General features: G+C 72.0%; 17 protein-coding genes. 10 read left to right on the top strand and 7 right to left on the bottom strand.

Annotated elements, in window-relative coordinates; genetic code table 11:
- Positions 1 to 10: 10 nt before the first annotated feature.
- From ACSHT8_RS14885 to eccCa, 4 genes are all read right to left on the bottom strand, one after another.
- Positions 11 to 427: a hypothetical protein gene (locus ACSHT8_RS14885; protein ID WP_436501616.1), complete on the bottom strand. Its 417-nt coding sequence runs from the start codon at positions 425 to 427 to the stop codon at positions 11 to 13.
- Positions 424 to 1,749, bottom strand: coding sequence for a hypothetical protein (locus ACSHT8_RS14880; protein WP_436501614.1), 1,326 nt, complete (start codon positions 1,747 to 1,749; stop codon positions 424 to 426). The genes ACSHT8_RS14885 and ACSHT8_RS14880 overlap by 4 nt, the downstream gene beginning before the upstream one ends.
- Position 1,750: 1 nt before the next feature.
- Complete coding sequence (locus ACSHT8_RS14875; RefSeq protein WP_436501612.1) at positions 1,751 to 2,107, bottom strand: hypothetical protein; 357 nt, start codon at positions 2,105 to 2,107, stop codon at positions 1,751 to 1,753.
- An 80-nt stretch (positions 2,108 to 2,187) separates the two neighbouring features.
- Positions 2,188 to 6,141: a type VII secretion protein EccCa gene (gene eccCa / locus ACSHT8_RS14870; RefSeq protein ID WP_436501610.1), complete on the bottom strand. Its 3,954-nt coding sequence runs from the start codon at positions 6,139 to 6,141 to the stop codon at positions 2,188 to 2,190.
- A gap of 143 nt (positions 6,142 to 6,284) precedes the next feature.
- Here eccCa and ACSHT8_RS14865 point away from each other — a divergent pair, with 143 nt between their 5' ends.
- The 3 genes from ACSHT8_RS14865 (at position 6,285) to ACSHT8_RS14855 (ending at position 7,279) form a co-directional block, all read left to right on the top strand.
- Positions 6,285 to 6,614, top strand: a complete 330-nt coding sequence (locus ACSHT8_RS14865) for a WXG100 family type VII secretion target (RefSeq protein ID WP_436501608.1) — start codon at positions 6,285 to 6,287, stop codon at positions 6,612 to 6,614.
- 12 nt (positions 6,615 to 6,626) lie between these two features.
- Complete coding sequence (locus ACSHT8_RS14860) at positions 6,627 to 6,926, top strand: hypothetical protein (RefSeq protein ID WP_436501607.1); 300 nt, start codon at positions 6,627 to 6,629, stop codon at positions 6,924 to 6,926.
- A gap of 65 nt (positions 6,927 to 6,991) precedes the next feature.
- Entirely contained in the window at positions 6,992 to 7,279 is a 288-nt protein-coding gene (locus ACSHT8_RS14855) for a hypothetical protein (protein WP_436501605.1), read from the top strand.
- On the opposite strand, the gene mycP is transcribed toward ACSHT8_RS14855, so the two are convergent.
- A complete protein-coding gene (gene mycP, locus ACSHT8_RS14850) occupies positions 7,266 to 8,531 on the bottom strand; it encodes a type VII secretion-associated serine protease mycosin (RefSeq protein ID WP_436501603.1) in 1,266 nt (421 codons plus the stop codon). The two genes, ACSHT8_RS14855 and mycP, sit on opposite strands and share 14 nt — an antisense overlap.
- Positions 8,532 to 8,629: 98 nt before the next feature.
- On the opposite strand from mycP, the gene ACSHT8_RS14845 reads away from it, so the two are divergent.
- From ACSHT8_RS14845 to ACSHT8_RS14825, 5 genes are all read left to right on the top strand, one after another.
- Positions 8,630 to 8,995 carry a YbaB/EbfC family nucleoid-associated protein gene (locus ACSHT8_RS14845; RefSeq protein WP_436501602.1) on the top strand — a complete coding sequence of 122 codons (366 nt, stop codon included), beginning with the start codon at positions 8,630 to 8,632 and terminating at the stop codon, positions 8,993 to 8,995.
- Between the two features lies 1 nt (position 8,996).
- Positions 8,997 to 9,320: a hypothetical protein gene (locus ACSHT8_RS14840; RefSeq protein ID WP_436501600.1), complete on the top strand. Its 324-nt coding sequence runs from the start codon at positions 8,997 to 8,999 to the stop codon at positions 9,318 to 9,320.
- Between the two features lie 1,121 nt (positions 9,321 to 10,441).
- Entirely contained in the window at positions 10,442 to 10,609 is a 168-nt protein-coding gene (locus tag ACSHT8_RS14835; protein WP_436501598.1) for a hypothetical protein, read from the top strand.
- Between the two features lie 347 nt (positions 10,610 to 10,956).
- Complete coding sequence (locus ACSHT8_RS14830; RefSeq protein WP_436501596.1) at positions 10,957 to 15,138, top strand: toxin glutamine deamidase domain-containing protein; 4,182 nt, start codon at positions 10,957 to 10,959, stop codon at positions 15,136 to 15,138.
- A gap of 36 nt (positions 15,139 to 15,174) precedes the next feature.
- Positions 15,175 to 15,603, top strand: a complete 429-nt coding sequence (locus ACSHT8_RS14825; RefSeq protein WP_436501594.1) for a hypothetical protein — start codon at positions 15,175 to 15,177, stop codon at positions 15,601 to 15,603.
- Here the strand turns inward: ACSHT8_RS14825 and ACSHT8_RS14820 are convergent.
- Both ACSHT8_RS14820 and ACSHT8_RS14815 read right to left on the bottom strand, forming a co-directional pair.
- Positions 15,594 to 16,847: a sensor histidine kinase gene (locus ACSHT8_RS14820; protein WP_436501593.1), complete on the bottom strand. Its 1,254-nt coding sequence runs from the start codon at positions 16,845 to 16,847 to the stop codon at positions 15,594 to 15,596. The genes ACSHT8_RS14825 and ACSHT8_RS14820 overlap by 10 nt on opposite strands.
- Positions 16,844 to 17,512, bottom strand: coding sequence for a response regulator transcription factor (locus tag ACSHT8_RS14815; protein WP_436501591.1), 669 nt, complete (start codon positions 17,510 to 17,512; stop codon positions 16,844 to 16,846). Before ACSHT8_RS14815 ends, ACSHT8_RS14820 begins: the two co-directional genes overlap by 4 nt.
- Before the next feature lie 210 nt (positions 17,513 to 17,722).
- On the opposite strand from ACSHT8_RS14815, the gene ACSHT8_RS14810 reads away from it, so the two are divergent.
- Together ACSHT8_RS14810 and ACSHT8_RS14805 are read left to right on the top strand one after the other, a co-directional pair.
- On the top strand, positions 17,723 to 18,388 hold the full coding sequence (locus ACSHT8_RS14810) for a helix-turn-helix transcriptional regulator (RefSeq protein ID WP_436501589.1): 666 nt from the start codon (positions 17,723 to 17,725) through the stop codon (positions 18,386 to 18,388).
- Positions 18,388 to 20,040, top strand: a complete 1,653-nt coding sequence (locus tag ACSHT8_RS14805; protein ID WP_436501587.1) for a right-handed parallel beta-helix repeat-containing protein — start codon at positions 18,388 to 18,390, stop codon at positions 20,038 to 20,040. The genes ACSHT8_RS14810 and ACSHT8_RS14805 overlap by 1 nt, the downstream gene beginning before the upstream one ends.
- Positions 20,041 to 20,050: the final 10 nt, after the last annotated feature.

Genomic DNA, 20,050 nt, shown 5'->3' with positions numbered 1-20,050 from the left:
GGGCTGACTCCTAGACGGCGGGGTCCGCGGTGGCGGACTCGTCGGTGGACGGGGTGGTCGGCTGCGGGGCCGACTGCGTGAGCAGGCCCCGGGCCTGCTGCGCGAGGCCGACGGCCTCCTGGGCGAAGCCGAGGGTGGACGTGACCAGCTTGGCCGCGCTCTCCACGTCGGCGGCCGTGTACGACGCGGCGGTCGCGTGGACCTTCTGGCTGTAGGTCAGCATCTCCTCGGTGACCTTGGCCAGGTAGGCGGCGATCTCCGCGGTGGCCGCCTTGTCCAAGATGGACATCGCGATGCCCTCGAACAGACCCGCGATGTTCGGCGGCAGGCCGAGGCGGGCCAGGGATGGCGGGATCGCGGGCGCGGTCAGGTGCGTGCTGAACGCGGCCATCGCGGCGGTTTTGCCGTTGATCTCGGTTCCGGTCATGGACGACTCCTCAGCGGGCGGGGGTTTTCGTCGGTGAGCCAAAGCTCGTCGTCGAGTGGCTGGACGTCCGGGCGCAGGCGGGGGACCTCGGACGCCGCTCGTGGCCGTGCGGGCTTGCCTGCGCCGGAGCGGCCGCGCAGGGCGGCGGGAACGCCGGGCGTCCCGGCCGCCTTGCGGTCGCGCGGGCGGGCGGCGGGGTGCTCGGCGGCACCCGGTTTGATCCCGCCGCCTCTCGCACCGCCGTGGGCGCCTGCCTGCGGCGGCATCATCGGCGGCATGCCGCCCGCGCCCGCCGAGGTCGCGGCGGAGCCCGAGGCGAGCAGGCCGCCCGCAGACTGGGCCAGGGCACCCGCCGCTGACGGCAGGGCCGTCACGGGGACGCCGAGTCCGCCGCCCGGCAGGCCGCCGGGAAGCCCTCCACCGCCCAGCCCTCCGCCGCCAAGCCCGGACGCCGGTGACACGCCGGACAAGGTCGGGCCACCAATGGGTTCGTAGGCCGCGTAGTCGGCGACCTCGACGGGGTCGAAGTGCTTCGGGTCGAGGCCGGTCATCGGGTCCGGCACCGCACTCGACCCGAGGCCACTGAGCAACTGCTGCCCCGACTGGGCCAGTTGACTGAGCTGGCTCAGCACCTCGGGCACCTTCTGCAGCGCGGTCGACACCGGATCGGTCTCGTCGGTGTTGGTCGGCTGCGGGTTCGTGGTCGCCGGGTCGGGCGTCTCGGTGCCGGGGAGCGCGGTCGCCGGGTCCGGGGTCGACGGCGTGCCGGGGCTCGCCGACGCGGGCGTGACTCCCGCGGGGCCGCCGGGTCGTGCGGTGGACGCGCGAAGCCCAGGCCAGTCGTTGCCGAGCGACTCGTTCATCTTCGAGGCAGCGACCCCGTAGAGGTAGTCGATGAAGTCCATGGCGGTCGCGGCCGCACGCGAGTGCATCCGGCGGTTCGCCTCATCCACATTGCCCTGTTGGTCGGCCTGGAACCAAGCGAGATATTCGCTCTCGACAGTCTCGAAGCCCAGCATCATGCTGTCGAAGAGGGCGCGGATGGTGGTGGCAGGCGTGTTCCTGCCTATGTTGTCCATCCACGTCTTCAATGCCGCCAGGCTTCGGTCGATGTCGGCGATGAACGCGGTACCCGCCGCGTCGCGCCAGGTCTCGGCGAGGATGCCCTTGCGGGTGTTGAGTTCCTGGTGGGTGTTGGTGATCAGGGTGAGCGCCGTCGTCCACATCGCCGCCGCGGACCACAGGTGGTTGAAGACATGGTCGCGCTCGGCGATCATCTTGGCGTAGAGGGTCTTGACGTGCTCGGTGGCGTAGGAGGCCATGTCAGCGCCCGCCCGGCCGCAGTTCGGGCGCGATCTCGGGCAGGCCGCCCGGCGGCCTGCGGATGACCTCGAGTCCCCGCGTCGCCTTGTCGTCTCCGTCCGCGTAGATCCGCGAGCACTCCAGGGCGACGGCCGAGTACGCGGTCAGGCCCTGGGTCATGTGCGTGAGGAAGCGCTGCAGCCGCTCCGTGCTCATCTTGTCCGCCGCGATCAACGGCGGGCACTTCTCCATGCTCACCCCGTACGGGCTCGGGCAGGCCTCTGGCGCGGCCCTGGTCAGGTCGCCGCCGAGCTCCGGGATGCCCAGCTGCGCGAAGTTCTCCATCGCCGTGGTCTCGCCGTTGATGTGGCCGCCCATGTCCCCCTCCAACGATTCCGGTTCACTCCAAGCGAAGCACCGCAGGGCACCGGGAAACGGCCCGCGACAGCTTCCGGCCATCACTCCGTCGGCGGCAGCCAGGCCAGCTGCACGAGCCCCTTGTGGCCGCGCCGGTCGACCAGCCAGCCGCGCCCCGGCGGCAGGACCTGGGCGCGCATGCCGCCCAGCAGCGGGCCCTCGTCGCGGTCGCCGGACATCATCAGCCCCGGGGTGCCGACCTCGCGCAGCCGCGCCAGGACCGGCTCGAACAGGCCGCGACCGGCGCCGCCCGAACGGCGGGCCAGCACCACGTGCAGGCCGATGTCCTGGCCCTGGGCGATCAGCGGGAGCAGCGGCATGAGCGGGTGCGTGCCGTGGGTGGCGACCATGTCGTAGTCGTCGACCAGCACGAAGATCTCCGGCCCGCGCCACCAGCTGCGGGTGCGCAGCTGGTCGGCGGTGACGTCCGGGCCGGGCAGGCGGTTGGTCAGCGCCTCGGCGACCTCGGCGAGCAGGCCAGAGCTGTGCGAGTCGTTGGTGCCGTAGCCGAGCAGGTACTCGGGGGCGATCTCGCCGAGCAGGCCGCGCCGGTGGTCGACCAGCATGATCTTGGCCTCGCCCGGCTGGTAGCCCGCCATGATCCGCTTGGCGAGCACGCGCAGGAACGCCGTCTTGCCGGACTGGGTGTCGGCCAGCAGGAAGAAGTGCGGGTCGGCGGCGAAGTCGAGCCGCATCGGCGTGAGGTCCCGCTCGTGGATGCCGACGGCGAACCCGGCGTCCGGGCCGGTCCGCTCGTCGGACTCCGGGAGCTCGGCGTACGGGAGCAGACCGGGCAGCAGCCGAACCGACGGCGCGGGCGGGCCCTGCCAGCCGGTGCTGACCGCCGCGACCAGCTCCGCGGTGCCCGCGGCGAGGTCGGCGGCGGTGTCCTTGCCGTCGATGCGGGGCAGCGCGATCAGCGTCTGGTGGCCGGTCATCGAGATGCCCCGGCCGGGCGCGTCGGCGGGCACGCTGACGGCGGCGCGCCGGTCGATGATCGAGTCGATCGGGTCGCCGATCTTCAGTTCGAGCTTGCTGGCGAACAGGTCGCGCACGTTCATCCGCAGGTCGAACGAGCGGGTGCAGGTCGCGACGACGTGGACGCCGTAGGACAGGCCGCGCGCGGCGATGTCGGCGACGAGTTCCTCCAGGTCCTCGAAGTCGCTGCGCAGCGTCTGCCAGCCGTCGATCACCAGGAACACGTCGCCGAACGGGGTGTCGGCGAAGCGGCCCTCGGCGCGCAGCTTGCGGTAGGTGACGACGCCGTCGATCTGGTGCTCGGCGAACAGCCGCTCGCGCTGCGCCAGCAGGGAACTGACCTCGGCGACCGTCCGCCGCACCGCGCCGGTGTCGAGCCTGCTGGACACACCGCCGACGTGCGGCAGGCCCGCGAGGGCGGCGAGGGTGCCGCCGCCGAAGTCGAGGCAGTAGAACTGGACTTCGCGCGGGGTGTGGGTGAGCGCGAGGCTGGTGATGATCGTGCGGACCGCCGTGCTCTTGCCGGTCTGCGGCGAGCCGAGGATCAGCACGTGCCCGGCCGCTCCCGCCAGGTCCAGCACCAGCGGGTCGCGGCGCTGCTCGAACGGCCGGTCCACGATCCCGATCACCGGCCGCAGCGGTGCGGTCGTCGCCGTCAGGCCGCGCTCGGGGTGGTGGGCCAGGTCGGGCAGCAGGCCGTCGAGGGTCGGCGACTCGGCCAACGGCGGCAGCCACACCTGGTGCGCGGGCACGCCCTGGCCTTCGAGCCGGTCGACCAGGATGTCGAGCAGCGTCTCGCCCACGGTCGACTCCGGCTCCTCCGCCACGGGCTCCTCGTCGAGGCCGACCTCGGCCGCCACATAAGCCGTCGTGTACTCCTGCAGCGCGAGCCGGTCGCCGGAGTGGGCGGTCGGGTCGATGCCGTGGACGCGCTGGTGGACGCCGGAGACGTAGGCCGAGCGGAACCGGCTCATCGGGTCGGTGCCGACCTTGAGGAACCCGTGCCCGGGCGCGCGCGGCAGCTTGAACGCGTCGGTCACGCCCAGCACCGCGCGGCTTTCCATGTCGGAGAACGTCCGCAGGCCGATCCGGTACGACAGGTGCGTCTCCAGGCCGCGCAGCCTGCCCTCTTCGAGCCGCTGGCTGGCCAGCAGCAGGTGCACGCCGAGCGACCGCCCGACGCGTCCGATCTGGACGAACATGTCGATGAAGTCGGGCTTGGCGGTGAGCAGCTCGCTGAACTCGTCGCAGATCACCAGCAGCGTCGGCACCTCGGGCAGCGGCGCGCCCGCCGCGCGGGCCTTCTCGTAGTCGCGCAGGGACGAGAAGTTGCCCGCCGCGCGCAGCAGCTCCTGCCTGCGGATCAGCTCGCCGTTGATCGCGTCGGTCATCCGGTCGACCAGGTGCAGCTCGTCGGCGAGGTTGGTGATCACCGCGCTGGTGTGCGGGAGCGCGTCGAGCCGGGTGAAGGTCGCCCCGCCCTTGAAGTCGACCAAGGCGAAGTTGAGCGAGTTCGGCGGGTGCGTGATCGCCAGGGCGAGGACCAGGGTCCGCAGCAGCTCGGACTTGCCGGAGCCGGTCGCGCCGATCAGCAGGCCGTGCGGGCCCATGCCGTCCTGCGCGGACTCCTTCAGGTCCAGCTCGATCGGCACGCCGTCGGCCTCGACGCCGAACTTGACCCGCAGCCGGTCCCGGTTCGGCCGCGGCACCCAGGTCTCCTGCGGGTCGAACTCGTAGGGGTCGCCGAGGTCGAGCAGGTCGGCCAGGCCCAGTTCGGCGCTCAGCGGCGCGGTGCCGCCCGGGCCCGCGGTCAGCCGCAGCGGCGCGAGCTGCCGGGCGAGCCCCTCGGCGGCCACGATGCCCAGCGCGTCGGCCTGGCCGAGTGGGGCGTCGCCGTCCATGGTCTCCACGGACAGCTCGCCGTCGGCGTCGACGTCGAGGACCACGGCGGTCCGGTCGAGCGCGCGCGGCGGGGGCGTGGTGAGGTCGATGATCGTCACACCTTCGACGCCGCCGCCGGTCATCAGGTGGTCGGACCCGGCGACCGAGCCGCCGTCGAGCACGACGACGACGTGCGGGCCGGTGCCGCGGGTGTCGACGTCCGGGTCGAACCGGGGGCGCTTGGTCAGCTCGTCGTCGAGCATGGCCTCCAGCGCGGGGATGGTCGGCGCGACAAGGCGCAGCGGGCCGAGCGCGTCGGTGCGCTCGGGGTGCAGCGCGTGCGGCAGCCACTTGACCCATTCCCAGTCTGCCCTGTTCTGCTGGCCTGCGCAGATCGCGACCCGCAGGTCGTCGGGCGAGTGCAGGGTGACGAGCTGGGCGAGCGTGGCGCGCAGCATCGCGGTCGTGGCGGCGCGGTCGCCGCGCAGGAAGATCCGGCTGAACCCGTTGACCGGGATCGCGATGGGCAGCCGGTCGACGGTGCTGTGCGCGGTGAGGAACCGGCGCAGCGCCAGCGCGGACAGCGGTTCCAGCTCCTCCAGCGGCAGCGTGTCCGGCGCGACCAGCGTCATCGCCGGGCTCTGCCTGCCGCGGCCGATCCGGGCGACGCCGAAGTCCTGGTCCTCCTTGCGCCGCTCCCAGAGCCGCGGACTGCCCACCAGCGACCACAGCATCGCCGGGTCGGGGTGCAGGTACTCCATGGCGGTGCGCTGCCTGCGCACCGACCGGCGCAGCCGCAGCCGGTTCTCGGCCAGGTGCCGCAGGTACTTGCGCCGCGCGTGGCCCATCTCCCGCTTGCTCGGGCCGCCGCCCTGGATGAACCCCATGGCGATCATGCCGAGCATGCCGACGCCGAACAGGGCGTAGACGACGAACCGCAGGCTCCCCGACTGCGAGCCGGAGAACATCAGCATCATCGCCGCCATCATCGCCACCATGGGCAGCGCCATCAGCGCCTGCGTCCACTGCCGCGCGGGCGGCGGCGGGATCTGCGGCGGCGGCTGCAGCACCAGCTCGCCGGAGGGCATCTCCGGCTCGGGCCTGCGGGTGGGCCTCTTCACTACGACTGTCGCCACACCCTGGATGGTTCGTCACCCGGGGCCTCGGGCACGGCCGGTGGCAGGAACGTGCCGTGCGCGCCCCAGGCGGGGCCGCCGACCCTAGCTTGGCTGTGGACCCGTGCCCGTGGCGCACGGGCACGAGCGAAGGGGAGTGCTCAGTGGACGGAGCTTTTCTCCACGGCAATACCGAGGACATGCACGTCCTGGCCAACGGCACCCGAGCCAGGGCTGAGGACTTCCAGTCCAACAACACCGCACTCGGCAACCACAACCAGGGGCTGGCGGGCGTGTGGAAGGGCGGGGCCTACGCCGCGTTCACCGGCGTCGAGGCCGACCGCCTTGACCGCGCGGCGTACCTCGCCAACATGCGCGCCGCCGCGGGCGACAACCTGACCACGGCCGCCAACTCCTACGAGACCGCCGACTCCGACGGCACGCACGTGGTGAGCGGCACCAACTACGGCCTCGGCTCGCAGATCAACACCTAAGGAAGGAAGCGCATGCCTGAAGTCAGCGCGAACTTCGGCGCTCTGGACGCGTCGGCCTCGAAGACCGGGGCGACCGCGGGCCAGAACGCCGACATCGCACAGAGCCAGTTCACCTTCTCCCAGGACGCGGCCGGGTCGTACTTCACCGACGCCGCCGGTGGCGTCCTGGAGGCGACCGAGGCCGCGGCGAAGAAGTTCTTCGACGAGTTCGACCAGACCGTCGCCGCCCAGGGCAAGGCCGTCACCGACGCGCGGGCGATCTACGAGGCCACCCTCGCGCAGGCCAAGTCCCGCATCGGCTCGCTGCTCTAAGGTCGACGCTGTCAGGTGCCCCGGTGCGCTGCGCCGGGGCATCTTTCGTTCGGAAGGAGAATGCCGTGGACATCGCGTCGGCGCGGGTGATCGCGGACGGATTGCTGGCCGGGATGGACTCCGACGAACCGTTGGCGCTGGTGCCCGCGGCCACCGACATCGGGTGGGCGTGGGTGTTCCGGTGGGTGGTCGCGGACGACCCGGACGCCGTGCCCGCGCCCGGGGGCGGGCCGATCGTCGTGGTGAAGGCCCTCGGACGGGCGTGGATGCTGCTGCCGTCGCGGTCGTACGACGACCAGCTCGCCGAGTTCGCCGCGCACTACGGCTACGAGCACACAGTCAGTCTTGGCTGATCAGGAAGATCTGCTCAGGCGGCTCGATGACCTCCGGCTCGGCAGGCACCGGCTTCGCGCAGCCCGCGCGCCATCCGCGCCCGCGTCCGCGCGGTCGGATCACGGCGACCAGGACGGCGACGGCCACGCCGCCGACAACCACCCAGGTCATCGTCTTCGCCAAGGCGCCGACATGGTTTCGCTCCGCCACGGCGTCCACCTCGGCCTGATCGACCGGTGGGATCACCGCCGGGGCGAGCGGGGCGGGTGACAGCGGGGTCAAGCCGTCCATGACCGCGCGATACGGGTTGACCAGGCCCGCGCCGTAAGCCGGACTGCCTTTGCCGCCGCGCGCGGGACTCGCGGTCGCCATCAGGCGCTGGGCGACCTGGGGCGCGGTCAGGGTGGGCCACGCCGACCGCACGAGCGCCGCGGTCGCCGCGACGAACGGGGTGGCGAAGCTCGTGCCGTCGCGGGTGCTGTGCCCGTCGATCCGGGTGGTGGCCAGGACGGTCGCGCCGGGGGCGGCGATGTCGACGTACTTGCCGATCTGCGACCGGATGAGGCGGGCGCCGTCCACGTCGACCGCGCCGACGCCGAGGACGCCGTCGTAGGCCGCGGGGAAGGAGGGGAGCACGGTCGTCTCGTCGGGCTGGCCGTTGCCGACCGCGGCGACGACGAGCGCGTCGGTGGCCACGGCGTGGGCGACGGCGTCGCGGATCGCGGGGAAGTCCTCGTAGCCCGCGATCGACACGTTGATCACCTTCGCGCCCTGGTCGGCGGCGAAGCGGATGCCGTCGGCGAGCACGCGCGGGTCGACCCGGGTGGAGGCGCCGTTGTCGCCGACCTCGCGGTCGCTGACCCGCACCGGAAGGATCTTCGCTCCGGGGGCGATGCCGTGGAACCCGATGCCGGGCAGCGGGTCGGCGGCGATGATGCCCGCGACACCGGTGCCGTGCGAGACGCAGTCGAATGTCGCGGGGCCGCCGCCGGGGAGGAACAGGTCGCGGCCGGGCAGCACTTTGCCGCCGCGCAGCTGCGGATGGTCGGAGTCGACACCGGAGTCGACCACGGCGACGGTGACGCCCGCGCCGGTGCTGTGCGACCAGACGGACTGCGGGGCGAGGACTTGCTGTGCCCACGGTAGTTCGCGGACCTGCGGGTGGGCCGGGTCCGCGCTGTGGCACGCCTCCGGCGGCGGCACCGCGGCCGCGGCAGGCGGGAAGGCCAGCGCCGCGGCGGCCACGGCGGCGGGCACCAGGTGTCTTCTCATCATCGTCATCGTCGGGGTGTTGCCCGGTGGCTTGCGGGTGGTGGCCGCAAGCGGCCACGGCTGATCGCGCAAGCGTTTGCCGTCCGACACTGGCCGATGTGGAACTGCATGACGGCATGTACGCGGAGTACGAGCGGCTGGCCGACGACGTCCGCGACATCCAGCGCAGGATGACCGAGATCCGCGCGACGGCGGACTCGGCCGACGGGCTGATCAGCGTGACCGTCGGCGCGGGCGGGGAGCTGATCGAGCTGTGGCTCGACCCGCGGATCTACCGCCACCCGGACTCCGAGGCCCTCGCCGACGACATCACCGACACCATCCGCCGCGCGGCGCTGGAGGCCAAGAAGCTCGGGTTCGCGGTGGTCGAGGAGTTCCTGCCCGCCGACGCGTCGGTCGAGACCGCGGAACTCGGGTTCGACCCGTTCCTGCACGCGCTGGACAAGCAGACGGGACGCGCCTGACATGGTCCAACGCGATCGCAACGGCGACGGCCTCATCGACATCGACACCGACGAGGCCCTGCGCCACCTCGCGGTCCTGCGCGCCGCCGGAACCGACTTCGCCACCGTGTGGCAGGCGGCGAACGGGCGGATCAGCAGCCCCGGCAAGATCGGCCAAGGCCCGATGGGCACGGCGTTCATGGAGAACTACCGAGAGGCCGCCGCGACGCTCAGCAAGAGCGCCGGGGAGACGCCGGGGCACTTCGGGACGCTGACCGACAACGGCACCAAGGCCGTCCAATCCTATGTGGACGGCGAGGCCGCGGCGACGTCGCGGTTCACCTGACATGGACATCACCGAGCCGTTCTGCGACCTGTGGGACTGGGTGGTCAACGTCGGCGGCAACGCCAAGGACGCCATCTGGCCCCCCGACAGCGAATCCGACGCCAAGGCACTCGGGGACGCCTGGTCCAGCGCGGCTACGGGTCTGCGTGCGGCGATCACGTCGTCCGACGGGTCGGCGCGGGCGACGCTGAACGCTTGGCGGGACTCGGCCGGGTTCCAGATGTTCACCAATGTGCAGTCGTTGAACCATGGCACGTATGGGTCTTCCGGCGAGGGTTTGGTCGCCTTGGCCGATGCGATGGAGCAGATAGCCAAGTTCTGCCACACGTATGCGCAGCAGTTGGCTGACGCGAAGAACCAGATCCGGACTGAGATCGCTTTGAACGTGGCGCTGTTCGCGCTGTCGGCTTTGGGTGGGCCTGCGGGGATGGCTCTGTTCGCGGCCCGGATGTCGGCGAATATCGCTCGCTTTGTCGCTCTTGCCGCTCGCGCCGCGGCGGCGGCCAACAAGATGGGGAAGTTGCCGAAGCTGTTGGGGGCGGTGTCGAAGGAGGCGCTTGAGGAGATCGCTATTGATCACATTGGGCAGGAGTTGAGTATTCGGCAGGGGTATAGGTCGGAGCACGACTACAAGCAGACGGCGACCGCTGGGTTGGGTGGGGCGCTGGGGGAGCCGTTGGGACAGGGGCTGCGGAAGGTCCCTGGGGTCAACAAGATCACCAATTTGCCGTCGACGAACGCGGCGAACGTGGCGGCTAGTTCGTTCACTACGAATGCGATCACGTCGCCGGTTGCTAGTCATGCTGCTAATAGCATTATGTCGGGGAATTTGTCTGGGTTGGTTGACGGTGGGGCTTATGTGCAGTCCGTTAAGGACAATGGGTTCGCGGCCGGGGCCATGGGGTCGATGCGGGCTAGTGGGGTGCATGCTGGGACGCAGCTGAACAACTTGGTGACGGGGGCGCCTTCGGGTGGGCCTTCGCCTGCTGGATCGGCTCCTGGGGGGAGTACGGGGAGTTCGCCTGCTGGGCCGCCGCCGGAGGGGCCGCCACCAGAGGCGTCAGCGCCAGTGGGGGATGGGGCTGGCGCTTCGGCAGGCGCCGGCGCGGGGAGTGGGGCGGGTGCTGGGAGTGGGGCGGACGCTGGGAGTGGCGCGGGTGCTGGCGCTGGGGCTTCGGCGGGCAGCGATGTTTCAGCCGGAGCGGGAGCCGGAGCCGGAGCGGGAGTCGGAGCCGGAGCGGGAGTCGGAGCCGGAGTTGGGGATGGGGTCGGAGCCGGGCCTGGTGTAGGTAGCGGTGCGGGGGCCGGAGCTGGAGCTGGATCCGATGCGGGAAGCGGTGTAGGGGATAGGGGCGATGCGGGAAGCGGTAGCGGTGCGGAAACCGGGGCCGGGGCGTCGGCGGGCGGAGATGCCGGATCCGGAGCTGGAACCGGTGCGGCAAGCGGAGCCGGAACCGGCCCCGGTGTGGGAAGCGATGTTGGGTCCGGAAGCGATGCCGGGGTGGAAACCGGTCCCGGTGCGGAAAACGCTGCCGGAGCGGAAGGTGGCGCCGGTTCGGGCGCGGGAAGTGGCGCCGGTGCGGGTGCTTCGGGAACAGGAAATGGCACGGGAGCGGCGGGCGGCGTAGACGCTTCGGTGGATGCCGGCACCGGCTCGACTACATCGGAAACCGGCACCGCCGATCACACCAACGCCACGGCGACCGGCCAAGGCGGCATGATCGGCTCGGCACCCACCCAGGCGCAGGGTGGCGCCAGTGGAGCGCCGACACAGCGGCCCGGGACCACCAACCGGGAAACCGGCGGCAAGGAAGCGGCCGAAGTGGCCGCGGGCGAGCCGGTATCGGCGGAGCCCAGTGCGGTCGGCCCTGAGGTGGCCGCGGGCGAACCTATGTCGACAGAGCCTGGTGCCGTCGGTGCTGAGATGGCGGCAGGTGAGCCGGTGCCGACTGAGTCCGGTGACGTGGCCGCGGGTGAACCGATCTCGGCGGAGCCTGGTGCCGTCGGCCCTGTGGTGGCTGCCGAATCTGGCGGTGATCAGACCGGCATCGGCACGGCTCCGCCGAGTGCCGTGGCCGCGCCGACAGCCCAGTCGGAAACCGCGCCCCCGACCAACCCCCTGGCAGCAGCCATCGCAAGCCCCGACCCCGTCGAGCGCCTACGTGCCCACATGCGCGACTCCGGCCGCACCTGGGCCGACATCCGCGCCGAACTCGTCGCCGCCGGGCTCCTCCCCGCCGACATCCAGCAGAACCTTCCCCTCCGCCACGTCCCCCGGGTCCTCCAAGCCCAAACCGTCCGCGCCCACATCGCGCCCGAGCTGCGGCGGCTCATCGACGAGTCCGTAAGGGAGTTCGAGCAGCAGCACGCCCAAGTGGACCCGACTGCCGCGATCGCCGAGGCGGTGGCCAAAGCGGCGGAGGCAACGCTGGCGCGACAGCAGGCGGACCCGAACTCCGACCAGCTCGACAAGCTGAAATACAAAGAACACCTCGCCCACCAACGAGTCGCCCAGTTGCGCAAATCCGGGATCACCGCCCAGGACCGCGGCACCAAGATCCACCAGATCCTCGCCGCCAAGATCAGTGCGCAGGGGCTCGCCATCCTCGGACCCCACGCCAAGGACTTCCAGCTCCGCGCCGAGCCCGGGGTCCGGTTCGACGAGGACTTCCACAACCTGCTGACCGACTTCGGGGTCGGCCGCTACCAGCAGTCCAACGAACCCGACATCACCCTCGACCTCATGCAGGACGGCGTCCCCATCGTCGTCCACACCTACGACCTCAAGACCGGTGAGAAGGGCATCGACCCGGAGTGGGCGCATCGGACCGAGACCTACACCCGCGCCCTCTTCCAGCCGGAGGAACTGCGCCCGGGCGGCATCCACGCGGGCAACGCGCCCAAGGGGTTGCTGGGCAAGCTGTTCCCCGAGCTCAAAGCGATCAACCCGCAGTTCCACAGCCCGGAGAGTGTCTGGGCGACCGAGTTCCGGACGAACTGCCAGGAGTCCGCCGCCGCGACCGACCGCTACCTCGGTGGGCAGCCCGCGACCGAGGCCGGGCTGCGGGGAACCAGGGCGAAGGACTGGGCGGGCAGGCTCGCGGCGACGCTCGGGGTGCCGGGGCGGACGTTCCAGCCCGCCGACTCGGTAGCCGACATGGTGCTGAAGCTCCGCAACCTCGGCGACGGCGCCCGCGCGGTCGTTCACGGCACGCGGACCGTCGACGGCAAGCCGGTGCCGGGGCACGTGTTCAACGCGGTTGTCCTCGATGGGGAGGTCTACTTCGTCGACGGGCAGAACAACACCTTCGCCGACATGTCCCTCTACACCTCGTTCGAACTCCTGATCACCGAGGACAACGGCCGCTCCCAGACCCCAACGACCGCGCCGACCGTCCATGCCGAGCCGGAAGGTGTCGTCGACCGCCGCAGGCCGGAGCCGTCGACCGTCCACGGGCAGGCGCACGCCGCCATCCGACAAGTCGCCGCTGACGCCGGGATGGCGTCGATCGTCAAGCAAGGCAACGGCTATCTGGTGACGCGCCAGGACGGCAGCACTTTCCGGGTATCCGTCCGCTCCGGCGCCCTCCAAGGCGGCCGACTCGTCGACGTCACCATCGACTCGGCGACCAACAGCGCCCAGATCACCGTATCCAGCCAAGCCCACGCCGACGTGATCCCCGGCCTGCTCGCCTACCGGATCGCCGCGATCGCGGAAGTCCTCGCGGGGAGCACGGTCGACCAAGACTTCTTGAGCCCCACAGCCGATCCGCACGCCGATCCGACGATGTCCCCCGCCGACCAGGGCACCCGCGCGCAGCTCCGCGCCACCGGCCGCCAGCTCGACGAGACCAGCCGCCTGCGGCTGCGCAAGCGGGCGCGGCTGCGCGAGATCATGCAGGCCCTGATCGAGAACGCGGGCCTCGACGCCGGTCAGCCCGGCGCGGACTACCGCACCGACGCCCTGCCCGACGACGACGTCATGGCCGCCGTCCGCAAGTACGCCGCGCCGCCGAGGGCGAAGCCGACCGGGGTGGCCGCGCGCGGGTGGTACACCGCGACCCGGCTCGCCACGACGTTCGTTCCGCAGCTCGCCGCGTCCATCCCGACCGCGCTGATGACCGGGCCCGCCACCGGGCTCGCGGTGGCGGCCGTCGGCCTGGTCACCGCCGTGGTCGCGGGACCCGCCGACCACCGCCTCGCCACCGCAGAGGACGCGGCCAAGAACAAGGCCAAGGACTTCGACACCGCCCAGCGCGCCTACGAGACCGCGGTTCGGCGGCGGACGCTCCTGCAACCCCTGTTCGCCCGACTCGCCACCGACGCGGCGCAGCTGCCCGCCGAGCCGCGGCCGGACGGCACGAGGCCGCCGGTCCGCCCGGGGCTGCGGACCTACCAGCTCCGCAGGGCAGTCCCGGCCGGGGCCGCCGCGGCGACGGTGGCCGCGCTGCTGGCACCGCCGGTTGGGCTGCCGATCGGCGCGGCCTACGTGCTCTGGGCCGCGCTCGGCGCGACGGTGACCGTTGTGCCGCTCGTCGACCGGTATCTCGCGGGTCGCAAGGCCGAACGCGAGTTGACCAACGTCGACGCCGGCGCCCGGCTCCTCGACCTGACGCGGGGTTTCATCGAGGCGAGCGCGGTCGAGGCGGTCCACGGCCGGCTGGACCAGAACCGCGCCCCGCTGGTCGACGCGGGCAGGCTGCCGTTCATGGCCTCGGAGTTCGCCGAGCAGCTGCAGCAGGTCCTCCGCAGGCTGGTCCCGGCCTCGCACGCCGACTTCGACCCGACCGCACTGGCCACGCTCCTCAACACCTACCTGGAGGGCCTCGCCTACGGCGGCGCCCGCGCGTTGATCGGCGGGCCGGTCGTCGGGCTGATCACCAGTCGGCACAACCGGATCGACCAGGTCGAGTACCAGGCGCGCGGCCGGCACGACCGGCAGGCGATCCAACGCGCCGAGGACGAACTCCGGGCGGCCACGGCGGCGGCGGTGATCGCCGGGCTGGAAGCCCACCTCCAACAACGCGCCCAGCCGGGCCGGGTCCGCAGACTGCTGCAACGCGTGGGCCTGGCCAGGCGGACCACCCAGGTGGTCATCCCCACGACGCTCCCGGCGGCGCTGGCGCCGCAGACCGAGCTGGGATCGCGCCCAGCCGGGCTCGCGAACATCGATGAGTACGTGCTGGCAGGGAGCGCGGTCGGGGTCACGGCGACGGCGGTGGCGGCCACGCTGACCGCGGTGCTCGGGCTGCCCCCGGTGATCCTCGCGGCGACGGCCGCCGCGGCGGGCGCCGAACACGTCATGTCGCCCGCCAAGTGGGTGCAGCGGCAGGCGGAGCTGGCGGCGAAGGACCGCAAGGCCGAGGCCAAGGAGGTCGCCGCGGCCGAGACCAGGACCGCCGAGCACGCGGCGCTGGCCCGGTTCCTGACCGAGCTGCTCATCGAGGTGTCCGAGCGGCCGGTCGGCCCGCCGCGGACGCCGTACGCGATCAGCCGGGTCCGCGCCCTGCTCGACCAGCTCCAGCGCCGCGAACAGCTGCCCGCCGTCACCTCGCGGTCCGACGAGGTGCGGGCCGCGGTCGACCGGGCCGAAGCCGAACTGCGGTCGAACCCGGGCGTCCTCTCGTCGCTGCCCGCGCGGCTGGCGGCTCTCGCGCGGTTGAAAGCACTGGCCGAACAGGTGGACCGCTACGTCGACCGCACCGGCGATCCCCGGCACGCCCGGGCCGTGGCCGAGTTGGAGGCCGCGATCGCCGAGCACCCCGACTTGTTTCCCAGACCCCCTGGGAGCATCGCCTCGGCGATCAATCCGGACTAGTACGGTGAAGCCTCGACCAGTCGAAGGCGAGAACCGATGCCCAAGCCGCTTCACTTGGCGGTGGCGGCCGCTCTGGCGCTGGGAGTCGCGGTGTTCGCGGTGACCCAGTTGAGCGAGCCCGACCTGATTCCGGTCACCAGCACCGCGGGTCTCACGCTCGCGGGCCCGATCACCGTCGAGCCGGGGACGCCGACGGCGGGCCAGACCGTGACCGTCCGCGCGACGATCAGCGCCGACAAGACCGTCGTCCTGCCGCAGGTGACCATCCAGGTCCGCGACGAGTCAGGTGTCTCCCACGACTTCCCCACGCTGGCCGATGTCGAGGTCGGGCCGATGGCGCGCGAGTTCGTGCTGGAGCGCCAATTCGCCAAACCCGGCTCCTACACCTATTTCCTCGCCTACCGGACGTCCGGCGACTGGGTCGGGCTGCCGCCGTGGCAGACGATGCGGGTGCGTCAGCCCTGACTGACCGGCAGGGTCAGCTCGAAGATCGCGCCGCCCTCGTCGGAGTTGTAGACCGCCAGCGTGCCGCCGTGTTCCTGGGCCACCCAGCGCACGATCGACAGGCCGAGGCCGGATGACCCGCCGGTGCTGCTGAACCGGTCGAACGCCTCCTCCGCGACCTCCGGCGAGATTCCCGGCCCGTGGTCGGCCACCGTCACCGTGCCGCCCGCGACGGTGATGTGCACGATCGCCTCGGACCCCGGCTGCCTGCCGTAGCGGATGGCGTTGTCGACCAGGTTGGCGATAGCGCGCTGGAGCAGCGTCGGGTCGGCGGCCACCATGGTCGGCGCCGCCGTGACCGTGACCTGCGCGCCCTCGGTCGGCGTCTCCTCGACCACGCCCTGCACCAGTTGGTCGAGCCACACCGGCTGGATGGCCAGCTGCTCGACGCCCGCCGCGAGTCGGGCGCGCATGAGCAGGCCGTCGATGATTCCGCCCATCCTGGCCGCCAGGCGTACGGTCCGGGGCAGCAAATCGGCTCGTTCGTGGGGATTGCGGGCCGCGGTCTCGGCCAGCGCGCGCAGCGCGGCCACCGGGGTACGCAGGTCGTGCGCGGTCTCGGCGAGCAGGACCTCCTGCTGCTGCAACGCGGCGGCGGCGGGCCGGATCGCGCGGCCGGAAAGCTGGTGTCCCGCCAGGCCCATCGCGACGACGAGCACGACGCAGCCGCCGATGACCAGCAGGACGAGCCTGCTGTGGTCGGAGTCGACCTCGGCCATGTCGGCGACGGCGACGATCGCGCCGATGTAGGTCCGGTCGGTGTTGAGCAGCGGCTCCACCCGCACCCGGACCAGGCCGCCGTCGGCGGCGCGCTGGAAGCCGGTGGTCACCTTGCCCGCGCTGACCGCGCTCGCCGCCAGTCCGTTGAGGACGGCGCTGTCGATCTCGACGCACGTGCGGGCGCTGAGGTGCCCCCGGAACTGGCGGGCGCCGCCGGGCAGGATCGCGAACTGCGGGCAGCTGTTGTTCAGCTCGTCGCGGTTGACCAGGTCGGTGCCGATGTTGCCGTTGTCGAAGGTGAGCTGCCTGCTCACCGCCGAGGTGACCAGCTTCAGGTCCGCGTCGAGGCGCTGGATGCCCTGCTCACCGTCCTCGCGGATCACCAGCCATGCGAAGACCACCAGGCCGACCGTGTTCATCACGGTGAACAGCGCCGTCAGCACCCGGCGCAGCTTGCGCAGGCGGTCGGCGGCCGAGCCGCTCACGACGGCGCGCCGAGCCGGTAGCCCCGACCGCGCACCGTGTGGATCAGCTCCGGCTCCCGGAGTTTGCGCCGCACCCGCTTGATCACCACGTCGACCACATTAGACGTGGGGTCGGTCACCTCGTCCCAGCAGTGTTCGATGATGTCGGCCCGCGGCACCGCGGTCTCGGCCCTGGCCAACAGGTACTCCAGGACGGCGAACTCCTTGACCGACAGGGTGAGCAGCACTCCGGCGCGGCGCACCTCGCGGCGGGCGCAGTCCATCTCCAGGTCGGCGTGGCGCAGCACCGACGGCCTGCCCACCCCGGAACGCCTGCACAGCGTCATCACCCTGGCGGCGAGTTCGGCCATCGCGAACGGTTTGACCAGGTAGTCGTCGCCGCCGTGCTCGAACCCGGCGACCCGGTCGGCCAGCGCGTCGCGGGCGGTGAGGAACAGCACGGGCACGCTCCAGCCCTGCTGCCTGCGCCGGTGCACGTAGCCGATCGCGTCGCCGTCGGGCAGCATCCGGTCGAACACGACACACGCGTGGTCGCCGCTGTTCAACTGCGCGTCGGCGCCTGCGATGTCCGGGGCGGCGTCGACGTCGAGGCCCGCGGCCCGCAGCTCGGCGGACACTGCGACCCGCAGATCCTCGTCGTCCTCAACGACCATCACCCGTGTCATCGAAACCTCATGCGTCCGGCCGGAAGGTAGGCGCGTGCGATTTCCTGTTCACGTCCCGCTCCCGGCCCAAGTGCCGGAACCGGTGGCCATGAAGCCAACCGCTCTGCGTTTGCACGCTAACCCGCAGGGCCGCCCGTGTCAGCGGAACCGCTGGGACTGGCATGAACAGGCCGTCCCCGCCCCGCCGCTCCCGATCGGAGGACCGCTGTCATGACCGCCATGATGTCCGCGCCCAGGCTCACCCTGGTCGGCGCCCAGACGCCCGCCCCGGTCGGCATCGACGACCTGCTCGCCGCCGCGACCACCGAGGTCCTGGTCATGAGCACCCGCGGTGGCTCAGCGACCGACCCGATCGGCGGGATCCGCCGCGCCGACCTGGAGAACCTGCGCCGCGGCGTGCGCTACCGCGTCCTGTTCCCCGACAGCGCCCGGCTGACCGCCGCGTCGAGCAGGCTCGCCATGGCGGGCGCCGACGTGCGGACCGTGGCCGACGTGCCGATGGACGCGCTGGTGATCGACGGCGTGACCGCGGTGCTGACCGCCGACCAGTCCCACACCGGCGTCGCGGTGTTCCGGCTGCCGAGCGTGGTCACCGCGGGTGTCGAGCTGTTCGAGCGGGTCTGGCCCACTGCGGTGTCGGTCGCCCCGACCGAGGCCCCGCGTGAGCCGTCGGTGCTGACCGACCGGGAGCGGGAACTGCTGTCGCTGCTGTGCTCCGGCAGCACCGACGAGTCGGCCGCGGTGCGGCTGGGGATCTCGGTGCGCACCGTGCGGCGCATGGTGGCCGACATCATGCACCGGCTGGGCGCGCGCAGCCGCTTCCAGGCCGGGGTCAAGGCCGCCGACCGCGGCTGGCTGATGGAGAGGGCGGGCTGATGCTCGGTCAAGTTGGCCGCACCCTGCAGGTCGGGACCCGGCCGGGGTCCTACCCGTCCATCGGCGAGGCGCTGCGCGACGCCCCGGACGGCGCTGTGGTCCGCGTCGCCGCGGGCACCTATGCGGAGACGCTCGACCTGGCCGGACGCAGGCTGACGCTGGTCGCCGACGGCGGTCGCGTGGTGATCGACGCGGCGGGCACCGACCAGCCCGCGGTGCGCGTGGTCGGCGGATCGCTGGCGCTGCAGGGCATCGAGGTGCACGGCGGGACCGCGGGCGGGGTGTCGTCCGACGGCGCCGAGCTGGCCATGATCCGCTGCACGGTCACCACCGAGCGCGGGTCGGGCATCAGCGTGCGCGGCACGGGTCCGTTCGACGTGAGCAAGTGCGCGATCACCTCGGCCGAGCAGGGCGTGGTGATCGAGGGCGCGTCCGGTCGGCTGGAGGACACCACGATCGACGACGTCACCGGCGACGGGATCACCGTGGGCATGGGCGCCGACCCGGTGATCCGCAACTGCGCGGTGACCGGCTGCGGGCTGCGCGGCCTGTACGTCTACCAATACGGCAGGCCCGTGGTGGAGGGCTGCGAGTTCGCGCACACCGGCGCGGAGGGCATCGCCGTGGCGCACCACAGCGCCCCGGAGATCCGCCGCTGCTCCATCCACGACACCCGCGGCGTCGGCGTCGCCTTCGCCCCGGGCTGCCGCGGCACGGTCGAGGCGTGCTCGCTGGAGAACACCGCGCAGCCCGGGATCGCCTTGGCCGACGGCGCGACGCCGACGGTGATCAGCGCCGCCGACCCGTCGGCGGCGACCGGCGCGGGCGACCACGAACTCGACGCGCTGCTCGCCGACCTCGACGGCATGATCGGCCTGCCCGGGGTGAAGGCGGAGGTCCGCGCGCTGGTCGACGAGTTGCAGGTCAACGACTGGCGCCGCAAGGCAGGGCTGCCGGTGGGCGCCGCCAGCCACCACCTGATCTTCGCGGGCGCTCCCGGCACCGGTAAGACAACCGTCGCGCGCACGTACGGAAAGCTGCTGAAGGCACTGGGTGTGCTGCCTCGCGGCCAGTTCCACGAGGTCTCGCGGCGGGACCTGGTCGGCCAGTACATCGGCCACACCGCGGAGAAGACGGCCCAGGTGTTCGAGCAGGCCAAGGGCGGCGTGCTGTTCATCGACGAGGCGTACACGCTGTCGCGGTCGGCGGGCTCCGGCGGCGACTTCGGCCAGGAGGCGATCGACACCCTGGTCAAGCTGATGGAGGACCACCGCGACGAGGTGGCGGTGATCGTGGCGGGCTACACCGGGGAGATGGTCGACTTCCTGGCCGCGAACCCCGGTCTGGCGTCGCGCTTCGGCAAGACCGTGGAGTTCGAGAACTACAGCCCGACCGAGCTGCTGGGGATCATCACCCGGATGGTCACCGCCGGTGACTACCTGCTCGACCAGGCCGCCGACCCGGTGCTGGAGGACTACTTCGCCCGCATCGCCGACGACCCCAACTTCGGCAACGCCCGCGACGCCCGGCGGCTGTTCGAAGGTATGCGCAAGGCCCAATCCCAGCGGCTCCGCGGACTCGGCCGGATGCCGAGCACCGACGAGTTGCGCGCACTGCTCGTTCCCGACGTCCACGCGGCGGTGGCCCGGTAGTGTTGATGAT

This window comes from Actinokineospora sp. HUAS TT18 (assembly GCF_051364635.1).
Lineage (GTDB): Bacteria > Actinomycetota > Actinomycetes > Mycobacteriales > Pseudonocardiaceae > Actinokineospora.
Note: the sequence above shows the minus strand (reverse complement) of the source record. Positions and strands in the feature narration are given on the sequence as shown.

Excerpts from the sequence above, each read along its gene's own strand:
- mycP (WP_436501603.1), bottom strand. The coding sequence starts at position 8,531 with ATGAGAAGACACCTGGTGCCCGCCGCCGTGGCCGCCGCGGCGCTGGCC.
- ACSHT8_RS14805 (WP_436501587.1), top strand. The coding sequence starts at position 18,388 with ATGCTCGGTCAAGTTGGCCGCACCCTGCAGGTCGGGACCCGGCCGGGG.
- ACSHT8_RS14880 (WP_436501614.1), bottom strand. The coding sequence starts at position 1,749 with ATGGCCTCCTACGCCACCGAGCACGTCAAGACCCTCTACGCCAAGATG.
- ACSHT8_RS14860 (WP_436501607.1), top strand. The coding sequence starts at position 6,627 with ATGCCTGAAGTCAGCGCGAACTTCGGCGCTCTGGACGCGTCGGCCTCG.
- ACSHT8_RS14815 (WP_436501591.1), bottom strand. The coding sequence starts at position 17,512 with ATGACACGGGTGATGGTCGTTGAGGACGACGAGGATCTGCGGGTCGCA.
- ACSHT8_RS14825 (WP_436501594.1), top strand. The coding sequence starts at position 15,175 with ATGCCCAAGCCGCTTCACTTGGCGGTGGCGGCCGCTCTGGCGCTGGGA.
- ACSHT8_RS14875 (WP_436501612.1), bottom strand. The coding sequence starts at position 2,107 with ATGGGCGGCCACATCAACGGCGAGACCACGGCGATGGAGAACTTCGCG.
- ACSHT8_RS14840 (WP_436501600.1), top strand. The coding sequence starts at position 8,997 with ATGGTCCAACGCGATCGCAACGGCGACGGCCTCATCGACATCGACACC.
- ACSHT8_RS14810 (WP_436501589.1), top strand. The coding sequence starts at position 17,723 with ATGACCGCCATGATGTCCGCGCCCAGGCTCACCCTGGTCGGCGCCCAG.
- ACSHT8_RS14885 (WP_436501616.1), bottom strand. The coding sequence starts at position 427 with ATGACCGGAACCGAGATCAACGGCAAAACCGCCGCGATGGCCGCGTTC.